The organism is Pseudomonas sp. PA-4-8C, from assembly GCF_021606625.1.
GTDB lineage: Bacteria > Pseudomonadota > Gammaproteobacteria > Pseudomonadales > Pseudomonadaceae > Aquipseudomonas > Aquipseudomonas lactis.
Window position 1 is genome coordinate 95,907 of the sequence record NZ_WKCD01000002.1, and the last position, 13,915, is coordinate 109,821.

Genomic DNA, 13,915 nt, shown 5'->3' on the forward strand with positions numbered 1-13,915 from the left:
GGTGATCGGCAACACTCGTCCGCTTGCCTTTAAAGGCAACTAAGGAGGGAGCGGGTCTTACCGGGTTTAAGTGTTGGTTCTTATTGTTTTATCGGCGAAACGCCGTTTAATCAGTGAATGCACAGGAGTAGAGCAGGAAGTGTGCCAGGCGGCTTGTTAGTTAATGCTTTATAAAAACATCATCAAAAACAGTTGTTTATATGGGAAACAAAGCGGTTTGTATAACCCATGAAACAACCTGTAAGTGTGGTAACAAAGTTGCCCGTGATAGGTGCGTATTTATTGCACGCTGCCAATGAAACGGGCACTTTGCGGGTGATCCTGTAGGAGCGAGCTTGCTCGCGAAAAACGTTAACGATACTGCGAGCACCTTGGAGTAACGCGGTGCCTGGACGTTCTTCGCGAGCAAGCTCGCTCCTACAAGGGGGGTTAGAGGTCTAGCACCAAGCGTTGGCTCTTGCAGCCTGAAACGCACACCATCATCGACTTGTTCGCAGCCCGCTCGGCCTTGGTCAGCACCCCATCGCGGTGGTCGATTTCGCCTTCCACTACCCGCGTCTCGCAGGAGCCACACACGCCTTCGCGGCAGCTGTGATCAATGTCGCAACCCGCCTCCAGCAGCACATCCAGCAAACTCAAGCCAGTTTCCACCGCCAGGGTTTTGCCGGACCTTTTCAGTTCAACGCTATAACTGCTCTGGGCGTCTTCGCTGGGCGGCAGTTCGGCGGCGGCAAAGCGTTCGATGTGAGCATGGGGATAACCCAGGCGCTCACAGGTACTTTCGAAAGCGTCGAGCATCGGCGTCGGGCCGCAGCAGTACAGATGGGTATCCGCAGGTTGGCCGGCGAGGTAGGCGGCCAGATCGGGCGGCACGCCTTTTTCGTCATTGAAGTGGTAAATCACCCGCGCACCGAGTCCGCCCAATTCTTCTACCAATGCAGCTTCCTGGCGTGAGCGGGCGCAGTAGATCAGCTCGGCGGATTTTCCCAGCGCCAGCAATTGGCGGAACATGCAGTAGATCGGCGTGATCCCGATGCCTCCGGCCACCAGCACACTGTGGCTGGCGCTCAGGTCCAGTTCGAAGTTGTTGCGAGGCGGCGAGATCGACAACGGCATGCCGACCCGCAATTGGCTGTGCACATACTCCGAACCGCCACGGCTGTTGCGGTCACGCAGGATACCGACCACATAACGCCCACGGTCGCTGGGCGAATTGAGCAGCGAATAACTGCGCACCAGGCCGTTGGCCAGGTGCAGGTCGATGTGCGAGCCGGCGTCGAACGGTGGGAACACGGTATCGCCCAAAGGCCGCAGTTCGACGCTGATGATGCCTTCGGCCTCATAGCGCAGGGTGTGGACGCGGGCGTTGAGGAGCGCGGCTTTGTTCATGGCAATTGCTTCGCGTCGATCAACTCGAGCTGGGCTTTGGCGGCGTTCTTCAGGTACCGCCGCAGCCGCACTACGCCCAGGTCGTGCTGGTAGAGGTTTTCACGCTGATTGGCATCCGGCTCCATGAACTCCAGCAGCACTCGGTCTTGTTCCAGTACCGCCCAATGCCGAGCTTCCAGGCGGTTCTTGTACAGAAACCGCCAGGTGTCGCGCTGCCAGCCGGTCAGCGGGCGGCAGCGCCAGTGGAACGCGGCGGCCAGCGAGCGGCTGCTGGGGGTGTAGCTGCCGATGATGGTGAAGTTGCCGCCGGGGCCGCCGGTTTTCGGGTAGGGGATTTCCAGGCGCAGCCAATGGCAGCCGTTGTCCACGAACTCGGTCCAGTCGAAGTTCACGCCGCGCTGGCCTTCCTTCTCGAAGAAAAAACCGGTGTCGGTGTCGCGGGTGACGAATTTGGCGGTGGCTTCGCCTTCGCTCATCGAGTGCGACATCTTGTGCAGGTAGGTGCCGTGCATCGGGTCCATGACGTTGTCGATCACGTAGCGATAGTCGCCTTTCCACTCGGTGTAGCAGACGAAGCTGCTCCACTCGGGCGAGGTCAATTGTTCGGGCAGCACCAGCTCCGGCGCAACGTCCAGGTGCGGGTCGGTGGCGTTGAACAAGAAGATCGCGCCTGCGGCTTCGCGGGTGTGGAACATACGCGTGGGCCGGCTGCCTTCCAGTTTGCAGCCGGGGCTGCCGGGTACTTTGGTGACGGTGCCGTCGCAGCGCACTTCAACGCCGTGATACGGGCACTGCAGGCGATCGCCCAACACCGGCCCTTGGGACAGCGGGGCGCCGCGATGGGGGCAATGGTCTTCGAGCGCGTGAACGCTGCCATCGTTGTCGCGCCACAGGGCGATCTTGTAGCCCAGGCGCCGTATCGACAGCGGCTTCTCACCCAAAAGGTCCGACGGCAATACCGGGAACCAGAGGTCTTTGAGGCCATTGGCCAGGTGCTGTTCAACAGGGTCGACGGTCAATTGCATGTTCATTTTTATTCCTTCTGCCGGGTCATTCGCCCAGCCGGGCCATCAGGGTTTTGTAGGCATCTTCGGTCCACTCGCCGCTGGTCAGCGGGCACGGCGGGCCGGCCAGGTTCAAATGCGCGAGCAGGGCCGGCAGTTCGGTCACGCCACTGCCAAACGCGCGCTCGATGGAGTCGCCCAGCAACTCTTCGAACTGGGTGTTGGGTCGTTTACGTGCCTGATGGGGTTGCAGGTAGGGTTCGTGAGTACTCATGGTGTTGACCTCCGTACAGGTGTGTTCAGGCTGCGTGAGTTGTTGGGACGCCCCAGGCGTCGTAGCCGTAGACCCAATCGGCATTACCGCCGTCCTTGAGCCACTGGTTGCCCCGCGAGCCGATCTGGATCTGGCTGGTGCGTTCCAGGCGCGCTTGCTGGTAAGCCTGCAACGCGCCGGCCACCGAGGCCTGGCTGTCGAGGTCTTGCAGGTAGCGGGCGAGCACCACCGCATCTTCGATGGCCTGGCCGGCGCCCTGGGCCATGAACGGCATCATCGGGTGGCAGGCATCGCCCAGCAGGGTGATTGCGCCCTTGGACCAGAACGGCAGCGGGTCACGCTCATACAACGCGGTCTTGAGCACATCGGTGCAGGCATCAAGCAGGGCGCGGGCGTCCGGATGGAACGCCTGGTAGTGGCTGCGCAGCTCATCGGCATCGCCGGCGCTGGTCCACGACTCTTCGTGCCAGCTGTCCTGGGCGGTGGTGGCGAAGATGAAGATGTCTTTGCCCTGGTTCAGCGGGAAGGTGACGATCTGGCTTTGCGGGTTCGGCCCCCACCATTTGGTGAACGCCTGGATGTTCGGCACATGCGCCACCTGTTCGGCCGGTACCACCGCGCGATAGGCCACCACGCCGGTAAAGCGCGGATGCTCTTCGCCAAACAGCGCGCTGCGCACCACTGAGTGGATACCGTCTGCGCCAATCAGCACGTCACAGCGGTGCTGGCTGCCATCCTTGAAGTGCAAGGTAATGCCGTCGTCAGCCTGTTCTATCCGTTCGGCACGCTTGGCGAACTGCACGTTGTTCAGCGGGAACACTTCGGCCAGGGCCGCGAGCAGGTCGGCGCGGTGGATGGTCAGTTGCGGCGCGCCGTATTTTTGTTCGGCAGCATCGGACATTTCCAGGCGCGAGGTTTCCTCGCCGGTGTCCCACATGCGGCTGATGCGGTGCGTGGGGCGAGCGGCCGGGATGCGTACGGCGGGGCCAATGCCCAGGCCATCCAGCGCACGGACCGCGTTGGGGGTGAGGTTGATATCGGCACCGACGCGCAAAAAGGCCTTGGACTGTTCGAACACGGTGACCTGGTGACCGGCGCGATGCAGGGCGATGGCGGCGGTCAGGCCGCCGATACCGGCACCGGCGATAGCAATATTCAGGGAAGGCATGGGCGACTCCTGCTCAAGGTTTGGGTTTGTCGGTGAGGAACTTGCCTTGCGGCGCTTCGACGTGTTGCTGGCGCCGGGTGTTGCCGTCGATACCGCCAGCAATGGCCCATTCAGCGAATACCGTAGGGCCGGGCTCAAAGGTGCGTGGCTGCCATTCGCCGGTCAGTTGGTCTTCATCGGCGTAGTACTCCACCAGCGCGCCGGCCGGGTTCTTGAAGTACCAGAAAAACGCCGAAGACACCGGGTGGCGGCCCGGCCCGATTTCGGTCGGCCAGCCGCTGCGGGACACATGCATGCCGCCGCCAAACACCTCATGAACGTCGCGCACGGTAAAGGCCACGTGGTTCAGCCCCGCCCGTGGTGCCGGCAGTTGCAACATGAACAGGTCGTGGTGGCCGCCTTCTTCGGCGGTGCGCAGGAAGGCGCCGCGGTCCGGGTAACGGTCCGAGGCCTGGAAGCCGAAACGCTCGTGGTAGAAGGCTTCGCAGGCGTTCACGTCCTTGACGAAAAACACCACGTGGCCGACTTCAATCGGTGTCGCGCGTTCATAGATTGGCGCCGCCTTGTTGATCCGGCCCTTGGTCTGCCAGGTGTTGTGGCCGCTGCATTCAATCTCCAGTTCACGCTTGCGCGTGACTTGCAGGCGGATCGCCAGACCGTTGGGGTCGGTGCAGCCGATGCGCCCGTCACATTCGACAAACCCCGGGTCATTGGCGATGCGTTGGCTGTACAGCGCCAGGTCGGCGGTGCTGGCTACGCCCCATACCACTTCGCGCACCGTGGAGCCGGCTTCGATGGCCGGCGGCAGGCCCGGCTTGTTCAGGTCCGCAAGCACTACGCGACAGCCGTTGAGGGTCTCGAACACCACCTCGTCCGATTGCGCGCTGACTTGGGTCAGGCCCCAGTCGCTGAAAAAACGTACGCAGGTGTCCAGGTCCTCGACGCCGTAAGTGACTTCATCAATACCTAAAACGCTCATTGCGCTACCTCTCGTGGCACACCGGCCCAGGCCAGTGGCTGTTCGTTCATGCCCCAGTAGAGGCTCTTCTGTTCCATGTACTGCAGGATGCCCAGGCGACCTTTTTCGCGGCCCAGGCCGCTGTCGCGCCAGCCGCCGAAAGGCGTGGAGATCGAGAACTGCTTGTAGGTGTTGATCCATACCGTACCGGCCTGCAAACGCCGGCCCAGGGCCCAGGCGCGCTTGTAGTCACGGGTCCAGATGCCGGCGGCGAGGGCGTAGACGCTGTCGTTGGCCTGCTCCAGCAGTTGTGCTTCGTCGTCGAACGGCATGGCGACCAATACCGGCCCGAAGATTTCCTCCTGGCACACTTGCTGGTGGTTGCTCAGGCCCTCCAGGATGGTCGGCGGATAGAAGTAACCCTGGTCATACACATTACCGCTGGGGCGCTGCCCACCCAGGCGCAGGCGCCCACCTTCGGCCAGGCCGAGGGCGACGTAACGCTCCACCGATTCGCGGTGGCTGGCGCTGATCAACGGGCCCATCTGTGTATGCTCGTCGGCCGGGTCGCCCACCCGCAGGTTCGCGGCGGCAGCGACCAGGCGCTGCATGAACGGCTCGTACAAGGCGCGGGCGATGAACAACCGGGAGCCGGCGATGCAGGCTTCGCCCGACGAACTGAAGATGCCGTACAGCACCCCGGCCACCGCATGCTCAAGGTCGGCGTCCTCGAGGACGATGGTCGGTGACTTGCCGCCCAGCTCCAGGGACACCGGCATCATCTTGTCGGCGGCAATATGGGCGATGTGCTTGCCCGTGCGCGTGCCACCGGTAAACGACACGCGCTTGATCAGCGGGTGGCGGGTGAGCGCATCCCCCAGCAACGAACCCTTGCCCGGCAGCACGCTGATCAATCCCTTGGGCAAGCCGGCCTCTTCACACAGACGCGCCAGGCGCAGGGCCAGCAGCGGGGTGATTTCCGCCGGTTTGATCACCACCGCATTGCCCGCCGCCAATGCCGGAGCGACCTTCTGCGCCTCGCTGGCAATCGGCGAGTTCCACGGAGTGATCGCGGCGACCACGCCCATCGGTTCATACACGCTCATGCTGATGAAATTACCGCGTGACGGGGTGATGGTTTCTTCCAGGGTTTCGCAGGCCGCGGCGAAGAACTGAAAGGTGCCGGCCGCACTGGCTACCAGGGCGCGGGTTTCATTGATCGGTTTACCGTTGTCCTGGCGCTGCAGTTGCGCTAGCTCTTCGCTGTGCAGGCGGATCAACTCGGCGATGCGATACAACACGCCGGCCCGCTCGTGGGGTTTGCGCTGGGCCCAGCCGCTGTGCAAAAACGCCTGGTGCGCGCCCTGAATGGCTTCTTCCACATCCTGCAGGTCGGCGGCATTGAGCCAGGCCACGGCTTCGCCGGTGGCCGGGTAGCGGCTGGCATAACGCTCGCCACGGCCTGGGCGCCACTGGCCGGCGATGCAGATGGGTAATGTCTGTTCGGTGTTCATCGACGGCTCCTAAATGGAAATCGCGTGGGCATGGTTGCCCAAGGCACGGACCACGCTGTACACGGTCAGCGCCGAGGTCTTCGGGTTGGCCAGCAAGGGCTTGCCGCGCAGGCTCAACTCGAAACGGCCAAAGGCGCCCCGGGCTTCGAAGTGGTGGACGTTTTCATCGCTGTGGGGGTCGGCGATCAACGTGACATGGGTGCGGTCCAGGCCCAGGCCGGCCAGCGACAGGGTGGCCGCGACGTTGGCGTTCTTGGGGTACAGCCGCGCCGCTTCGCGGGCGCTGCCCTGGAAGATCACCGTGGCTTGCTCGATGGTGTCCAGGTCACAGGCCTGCTCGCCGGGGGTGTTCTTCCAGGCGCGGGCCGGCTTGCGGCCGGTGTAGTTGACCGCGTCCAGCCCGCCGACCTTGGCCGCCGACAGCGCATCGATGCCGCCGATGGCGCCAGGCAGCAATTCGATGCGGGTCTTGCCGCGTTCCGCCGCCGCCTCCAGGCGTTCCACCAGGCCGACTTCGGACAGCGCGCCCACCGACACAATCAGGCAGGCAATCCCACGCTCCAGCGCCGGCAACACATGTTCTTCAATGGCGCGATGTCCGGCGCACTCCACCAGCAAATCCGGGCGGGCATCGGCGGGCAAGGCGGTCAGCACCTGCGGCGGCTGTTTGAAACTGGCCAGGCGCTGGCGCACCAAGGCTTCTGAGCCCTCGGACGCGATGACGTAATCCACGCACAGCTGTGGGTCGTTCTCCAGCAGCTCCAGCACACCGACGCCAATGGCACCGCAGCCGATCATGGTGATATGCAACATGGTGCGATCCTCAGGCGGTGGCCTTCTGGGCTTTGGTTTCGCTGTTGGGCGGGCCGGCAAACTGGGTGGCGAAGTTGCCGACGCTGAGCATGTCCACTTCCAGCAGGAACGGGCCTGGCTGGCTCAGGGCGCTGTCCACCACCGTGCCGAAGTCCTTGAGGTCGGTGACCAGGCCATGGCGCAGTCCCAGGGACTCGGCGAGCTTGGTGTAGTCCGGGGTGTGCAGGTCGACGTAGCAATGGCGGCTGCCGTAGACCGCGTCCTGGATATTGCGGATCACCCCGTAACGCTGGTCGTTCATCAGCAGGATCACCAGGTTGGCGCGCTCCTGGACCAGAGTCGCCAGCTCACCCAGGTTGAGGATGAAACCGCCGTCACCTGCGATTGCGAACACTTTGCGCTCCGGCGCCGTTTCCGCTGCGGCGACGGCTGCGCCGATGCCCATGGCCAACCCCTGGCCAATCCCGCCGCCCAAGGCATGCACACCCGCGCGTGGGTGATACAGGGTCAGCAGGCGGTTGCCCCAGATGCTGTTGGACAGGGTCACGTCGCGTACCCAGGAGAAGTTGCGCCCGGTCACGGCCTGCAATTGCTCGACCATGGCCGAGTACGGCCCGAGGTCGGCCATCAGTTGGCTACGTGATTGTTCGCGCACGGCTTTGAGTTCAGTGAGAAAGCTCGGGTCGGTGTGCAAGCGACCTTCCAGGCGATCCGCCAGGCCCTCGAGCGCCAGCGCCGCATCGCCGCAGACAAACAGTTCGCTGGCGTAACTGCGCCCTTCGATCGCCGGGTTGGCGTCGATGCGCAAGAGATTCGAAGGCAGTTTCAGTGCGTACTTGAAGGTTTCGTTACTGCGCAGGCGCGAGCCGGCGATCAGCAGCGCATCGCAGGTTTGCAGGAACTGTTCGACCCGCTTGTTCTGCGAAAAAGCCCCCAGGCAACGCTCGTCGTCTTCATTGACCACGCCGCGACCTTGCGTGGAGGTGATCACGCCCACGCCCATCGCCAGCAGGCGCTTGACCTGTACGCCGGCATGGCGGGCGCCGCCGCCGAGCCAGAGCATCGGTCGCTTGGCGCTGGCCAGGCGGTCGGCCATCAGGTCCAGGGCATCCGGCGCGGGCACGGCCACCGGGATCGGCAGGGGCGACAGGTCGGTGGGCATCGGGATAAAGGTGGACTGGATGTCGATGGGGATTTCGACGCTGACCGGCCCGGTGGGCGCGGTCAGGGCGGTCTGCACCGCGAGCTTCATGGTGCTCAGGGCGGTCTCGACACTGCGTACGCGAAAGGCGGCCTTGGACACGGCCTTGAGCATGTTCAACTGGTCGCGGGCTTCGTGGATGTAGGCCAGCTCCTGGTCCAGGTACGGCGTTTCGATCTGGCCGGTGATGTGCAACAGCGGGGTGCCTGCAGTTTGGGCTTCGACCATCGCGCCTGCGGCATTGCCGGCGGCAGTGCCGGTGGACGTCAGGCACACACCCAGGCCGCCGGTGGTGCGGGCATAGGCGTCGGCCATGTTGGCGGCGCCGGCTTCGCCCCGGGCCATGACGAAGCGGATATTGCCGCGCACTGCAAAGGCATCGAGAATCGGCATGTTGTGGATCGAGATCACGCCGAACACAGCCTTGACGTCGCATTGCTCGAGAAAGGCGGTGATGGCAGCGCCCACGGTGACAGTGTTGTTTTCATTACGCATGGCGGGACAGGCCTCCGGATACATCGATATGGCTGCCTGTGGTGTAAGCCGACAGAGGCGAGGCCAGAAACAGGATCGCGCGGGCCGCTTCAATCGGCAGGCCCAGGCGCCCCAAGGGAATGTGTTTTTGTTGTGCCAGCCGTGCGGTCCATTGCGCCCAGCCGAGGTCGCGTTCTTCGCGCGCTTCGAAACGCCTGCGCCATTGCCCGGATTCCACCAGGCCGATCAGGATGCCGTTGACGCGGATGCCCTGCGGGGCGAATTCAGTGGCCATCGAGCGCACCAGGTTCTTGAGCCCGGCGCGTGCGGCAGAGGTGGCGACCATGTGCGGTTCGGGCTGGCTGGCCAGCAGCGAATTGACGCAGACGATGGCGGCGTCAGGCTGGTTTTCCAGCTGAGGCTTAAACGCGCGGACCGGGTTGATCACCGAGAAAAACTTCAGGTTCAGCTCTTCGGTCCAGGCGCTGTCGGTGGTGTCGGCAAAGGTCGAGACCCGGCCTTGCCCGGCGTTGTTGATCAGCACATTGGCCGCTCCCAGCGCAGCCAGGCTGGCGGCGGCAAACGCGTTGACCGACTCGGCATCGAGCACATCGCAGGCCTGGGCCAGCAGGCGGGCCTTTGGGAAGCGCTCGCGCAAACCGGCTTCAGCACGGCGCAGGCGCTCTTGATCACGACCGCAGAAGGCTACTGCCGCACCGGCTTCCAGCAGCAGTTCGACACAGGCCAGGCCAATGCCCGAAGAACCCCCGGTGACAATGGCGACGCGGCCCTGCAATTGGTAAAGGCTCATGTCAGTCTCTCATCAAGGCGGTAACGCGGGGCTGGCCGTTATGGGCGCCGCCGTTGTAGTTGAGCAGGCGTGACAGCTCGTCGGCGCTGCGCCGGACCTGATTCAAGAGTTCTTCAAAGTTGACGTGGCCGATCTGCGCGGTAGGGATGGTCACGCCCAGGGCTGCGACAATGCCGCCGCTCTGGTCACGCACCGGCGCGGCCACCGTGGAAATCGCCGACTCGAAAAAGCCTTCGCCGCTGACAAAACCGCGCTGGCGGTCGGCCTGGACCAGGTCGAACAAGGCCATCACGGTTTTTGGTGTGCAGGGCGAGTGTTGTTCCAGGTGCTCTTCGGGGTACAACTCACGCAACTCGGCCAACGACAGGTCTTCGAGCAGGATGCGCCCCAACACAGTGGCGTGGGCGGGCAGGCGAGTGCCGACGTTGACCGCGTTGGAGAACACCGACGGCGGTGAAACCTTGGCCACGTAGACAATCGAGCGACCATCACGCACCACCAGGTTGCTCGGGTAATTGACCCGGTCGCACAGGCGCGCCAGCAGCGGTTGGCCAAGCTCGGTCAGCTCCAGCGACGCCAGGTACTCGAAGCCCAGGCGCAGCACGGACATGCCGAGGCGGTATTCATTGCCGCTGCGGGTGACGAAGCCCATGGTCTCCAGGGTGGTCAGCAGACGGAAGATGGTCGAGCGAGGCAGTGCCAACCGGCGTGCCAGCTCCGGCGCGGTCAGGGTGCGGTTGCGTCGGCTGAACTCACAGAGCAGGAGCAGGCCGCGCTCCAGGCCTGGAACGATGTATTTGTCCTGAGCGTCTTTGAGCAGATCGGAATCGTTCATAGGGTTCTACCTGTCAGGGATTGATGAATGGCGCAGGCCAGGCGCCCGGCTACCACTTGGGGTTGCTCGATGGGGCTGGCGTGGCCGGCGTCGGCAATCAGGTTGAAGCTGGCGCCCAGCGCCTTGGCCACGCTCAGGCAGGCCTCGGCGGGGGTGATGCTGTCGGCTTCACCGCAATGAACCTCGCAGGGCATGGCCGGTTGGCCATGGCGCAGCAGGTCATCGCCGCACAGCAATTCAATGGCCTGGCGATAACCAACGGGGTTCAGGCGCGCCATGTTCCAGCGCACCCAAGCCAGGGCCTGGGGCGTGGCACGGGGCGACAGCATGTGAGCGCTGCGTTGTTCAGCCAGGCCGGCGATGCCCAGGCGTTGCAGGTTGTCCAGGCGTTGCTGACGCACCTGCTGGCGCTGTTGGCCAAGGGCTGGTGCGCCATAGCCGCGCGCCGGGCTGATCAGCACCAGCCGGTTGACGCGATGGGCCTGTGAACTACGGGCGAATGCCAGGGCGGTGAGGGCGCCGAGGGAATGGCCGACCAGCACACATTCCTCCACACCCAGTGCATCCATCATCTGCGCCAGACGGGCTGCGTATTGCTCGGCTTTGGGCGCATCCGACTCCAGCGGGCTGGAATCGCCGTAGCCGGGAGCGTCCCAGGCGATGACCCTGGCCTGGGGCGCCAGTTGCCGCGCCACTTGCAGCCAGGATGCCGCTCCGGAGCCGATACCGTGCAGCAACACCACCACCGGCCCCGCGCCACATTCGCGCAATGCCTGCTGCCCACCGGCCGAGGCCACCAGGCGTTGGGGGAAATCACGCTCCAGTTGGGCTTGCAGGTCGGCCGTCGGCGCGGCTTGAGAGAGTCCTGGCAGCATGGGCTTATCCGCGCTTGATCGAAGCCAGAGGGTGCTCTGGCGGGTAGGTCGGCGTGATGGGTTTTTTCGCGCCGAGCATCACGCACATCAACGCGTCTTCATCGCCGATGTTGATCTCCTCGCGGTACACGCCCGGTGGCACGGAAATCACGTCGCGGTCAGTGAGGATGGTCTCGAAGCGCTCGCCGTCTTTTTCCAGCACCACCTTGAGCTTGCCGCGTAGCACGAAGAACACTTCTTCGACGTCGATGTGCAGGTGCGGCGGGCCTTCGTGGCCAGCCGGGATCACCATGGTGGAAAAGGTGAAATGCTCCGACGGGATGGTGTTCATGTCGGTGCTGATGCCGGTGCCGCCGGTGCCGATGTAGCGCATTTGTGCGCGGCGGAACTTGGGGTCGTAGTCGGCCTGGAACTTCAGCGCATCCCAGTCGTACTTGCGCGTTTCGTAACGGGCGATACGGGTGTTCATCCAGCTTTCCAGGCTGGCGCCGGCCGGGCGGTCCCAGCTTTTCGGGGTGTCGTTTTGGGCAGATAGATCAGTCATGACAGTCTCCAGATCAAGGCATGACGAACCCGCCGTTGACCGGCAGGGTTTGTCCAGTGATGAAGCGGGCAAGGTCGGACAGCGCGAACAGCACGGCGCCGCTGACGTCTTCGGGCAATTGCGGGCGTTGGATGGCCCGCTGGTCGTTGTACAAACGGTGACGAGCCTCGGGCACGTAGGCGGTGGCTTCCACCAGCACCAGGCCAGGGGCGATGGCGTTGACCGTGATGTTGTCGGCGCCCAGCTCGCGGGCCAGGCTGCGGGTCATGGCGATGATTGCGCCCTTGCTGGCAACGTAGGCCAACAGGTTTGGCGCGCCCCACAGGGGCGTGTCGGAGGCCAGGTTGACGATGGCGCCGTGGCCACTGGCACGCAGTGCCGGCAGGCAGGCGGTAGTCATCAGCCAGGTGCCGCGCACGTTGACCTGCATCACCTGGTCCCAGGTGTCGATGCTCAGGTCTTCGCAGCCTTTGCCACCGGAGTTGGTGATGGAGGCGTTGTTCACCAGGCCATCGAGGCCGCCCAGCAAATCGAGTGTCGCGCTGATGCATGCCTGGATCGACTCAGGCTGGGCCAGGTCGACAGTGACAGCCTGCACGTCCAGCCCCAGGGCTTGCAGTTCACACGCCGCCTGTTGCACACGGTCTTGCAGCACATCGGCAATCACCACGCGAGCACCGGCCTGGCCGATGGCCTGGGCGAACCCGTAACCCAGGCCACGGGCGCCGCCGGTCACCAGTACGCGGCGACCTTCGAGCAAACGATTACGGTCGGTCATCATTGCGTGCTCAACATGGCTTTGGGCATGTAGTGCAGGACGCGTTTTTCTGCCCACACCACGGCGCCGTAGGCGACCACCCCAATCAGGGTGAGCATGACGATGGCGACGAATACACCGGCCGTGTTGCCTTGGCCCTCGGCGTCCACCAACAGGAAGCCCAGGCCCTGGTTACCGCCGACCAGCTCGCCGACGGTGACGCCGATCACGGCCAGGGTGGAGGCGATGCGCAGGCCGGAAAACAGCGCGGCCATGGCTGAGGGGAATTCCACCAGGCAAAAGATCTGCCAGCGGCTGGCGTTCATGGTGCGCACCAGGTTGATCATGTCCGGATCGACCGTGCGGATCGCCGAGAGCACGTTGATCATCACCGGGAAAAACACGATCAGAATCGCGATCAGAATCTTCGGGTAGATGGTGTAGCCCAGCCACATCACGAACAGCGGCGCAAAGGCGACTTTCGGTGCAATCTGCAACGCCAGGATGTAGGGCGACAGCATGGCTTCAGCCGCGGGCGACAAGCCCAGGGACACACCAATCATCAAGCCCAGCAAGGCGCCCAGGGCGAAGCCGACGATGATCTCCATGGCGGTGATCAGGGTGTGTTCCAGCAGGCCGCCGCTGTGCCACATCACCAGGCTTTCCTGGGCCACGCGGCTGAGTTTGGGCATGACGAATTCGGGCATGCCGAGCAGCCCGGGGCCCCATTGCCAGAGCGCCAGGAACAGGATCAGCAGCGCCACGCTACCGAGCACGGAGGAGTTCAAGTTTTTCATCGTATGCGTACCTTGTTGTCCGGTGCGTTATTGCGCGGCGACCGGGCTGTCGACGAATTGGTTGGTGAACAGCTCATCCAGCGGCGTTTCCCGGGGCACGATGCCTTCGCTCACGTAGAACTGGCGGACCTTGTCCAGGCGCTCGGGGTCGATGTGCCCCAGTACGCGCTGGTTGGCGTAGACGTGCTCGACATAGAGCTTGAAGATTTTCTCCAGTGAGTCTTCCTTGCCGGCGTAGGTCGGGACCGCTTTGGCAAAGGTGACGGCGGCGGCACGCGGGTCCTGGATAATGTCGTGCATGCCTTTGAGCGTGGCCTGCACCACACCGCGCACCACCTGGGGGTGGTTTTTGATGGCGTCATCCGAGGCGAGGATGGCCTGGGCCATGCTTTCGAAGATCTGTTCCTGGGGAATCAGCTTGATCTGCGCGCCGGCTTCTTCGGCGGTGACCATCCAGTCCGGCACGCCGGCCATAGCCTGGGCCTTGTTGGCCGTAAACAG

At 63.8% G+C, this 13,915-nt stretch carries 15 protein-coding genes; all 15 read right to left on the minus strand.

Annotated elements, in window-relative coordinates; translation table 11 throughout:
• Positions 1-429 precede the first annotated feature (429 nt).
• Positions 430-1,389 carry a PDR/VanB family oxidoreductase gene (locus tag GIW04_RS01015; RefSeq protein WP_120247431.1) on the minus strand — a complete coding sequence of 320 codons (960 nt, stop codon included), beginning with the start codon at positions 1,387-1,389 and terminating at the stop codon, positions 430-432.
• The gene (locus GIW04_RS01020) at positions 1,386-2,420 is read right to left on the minus strand and encodes an aromatic ring-hydroxylating oxygenase subunit alpha (protein WP_003195686.1); all 1,035 of its coding nucleotides are present in this window, start codon (positions 2,418-2,420) and stop codon (positions 1,386-1,388) included. The genes GIW04_RS01015 and GIW04_RS01020 overlap by 4 nt, the downstream gene beginning before the upstream one ends.
• Before the next feature lie 19 nt (positions 2,421-2,439).
• A complete protein-coding gene (locus GIW04_RS01025; RefSeq protein ID WP_003195684.1) occupies positions 2,440-2,667 on the minus strand; it encodes a recombinase-like helix-turn-helix domain-containing protein in 228 nt (75 codons plus the stop codon).
• A gap of 25 nt (positions 2,668-2,692) precedes the next feature.
• Positions 2,693-3,835, minus strand: a complete 1,143-nt coding sequence (locus GIW04_RS01030) for an FAD-dependent monooxygenase (protein WP_034134088.1) — start codon at positions 3,833-3,835, stop codon at positions 2,693-2,695.
• A 13-nt stretch (positions 3,836-3,848) separates the two neighbouring features.
• Entirely contained in the window at positions 3,849-4,814 is a 966-nt protein-coding gene (locus GIW04_RS01035) for a VOC family protein (RefSeq protein WP_003195680.1), read from the minus strand.
• Entirely contained in the window at positions 4,811-6,307 is a 1,497-nt protein-coding gene (locus GIW04_RS01040; RefSeq protein WP_120247432.1) for an aldehyde dehydrogenase, read from the minus strand. The genes GIW04_RS01035 and GIW04_RS01040 overlap by 4 nt, the downstream gene beginning before the upstream one ends.
• Positions 6,308-6,316: 9 nt before the next feature.
• The gene (locus tag GIW04_RS01045) at positions 6,317-7,120 is read right to left on the minus strand and encodes an aspartate dehydrogenase (protein ID WP_034134086.1); all 804 of its coding nucleotides are present in this window, start codon (positions 7,118-7,120) and stop codon (positions 6,317-6,319) included.
• Between the two features lie 10 nt (positions 7,121-7,130).
• On the minus strand, positions 7,131-8,816 hold the full coding sequence (locus tag GIW04_RS01050; protein WP_032900944.1) for a thiamine pyrophosphate-binding protein: 1,686 nt from the start codon (positions 8,814-8,816) through the stop codon (positions 7,131-7,133).
• Entirely contained in the window at positions 8,809-9,606 is a 798-nt protein-coding gene (locus GIW04_RS01055) for an SDR family oxidoreductase (protein WP_120247433.1), read from the minus strand. Before GIW04_RS01055 ends, GIW04_RS01050 begins: the two co-directional genes overlap by 8 nt.
• Before the next feature lies 1 nt (position 9,607).
• Positions 9,608-10,441 carry an IclR family transcriptional regulator gene (locus GIW04_RS01060; RefSeq protein ID WP_003195671.1) on the minus strand — a complete coding sequence of 278 codons (834 nt, stop codon included), beginning with the start codon at positions 10,439-10,441 and terminating at the stop codon, positions 9,608-9,610.
• Positions 10,438-11,316: an alpha/beta fold hydrolase gene (locus GIW04_RS01065; RefSeq protein WP_120247434.1), complete on the minus strand. Its 879-nt coding sequence runs from the start codon at positions 11,314-11,316 to the stop codon at positions 10,438-10,440. Before GIW04_RS01065 ends, GIW04_RS01060 begins: the two co-directional genes overlap by 4 nt.
• A gap of 4 nt (positions 11,317-11,320) precedes the next feature.
• Positions 11,321-11,860: a cupin domain-containing protein gene (locus GIW04_RS01070; protein WP_014720525.1), complete on the minus strand. Its 540-nt coding sequence runs from the start codon at positions 11,858-11,860 to the stop codon at positions 11,321-11,323.
• 13 nt (positions 11,861-11,873) lie between these two features.
• Positions 11,874-12,641: an SDR family oxidoreductase gene (locus GIW04_RS01075; protein WP_003195665.1), complete on the minus strand. Its 768-nt coding sequence runs from the start codon at positions 12,639-12,641 to the stop codon at positions 11,874-11,876.
• Positions 12,638-13,414: an ABC transporter permease gene (locus GIW04_RS01080; protein ID WP_120247435.1), complete on the minus strand. Its 777-nt coding sequence runs from the start codon at positions 13,412-13,414 to the stop codon at positions 12,638-12,640. The genes GIW04_RS01075 and GIW04_RS01080 overlap by 4 nt, the downstream gene beginning before the upstream one ends.
• 27 nt (positions 13,415-13,441) lie before the next feature.
• Positions 13,442-13,915: ABC transporter substrate-binding protein (locus tag GIW04_RS01085; protein WP_236478921.1), on the minus strand; the 474-nt coding region annotated here is incomplete at its 5' end.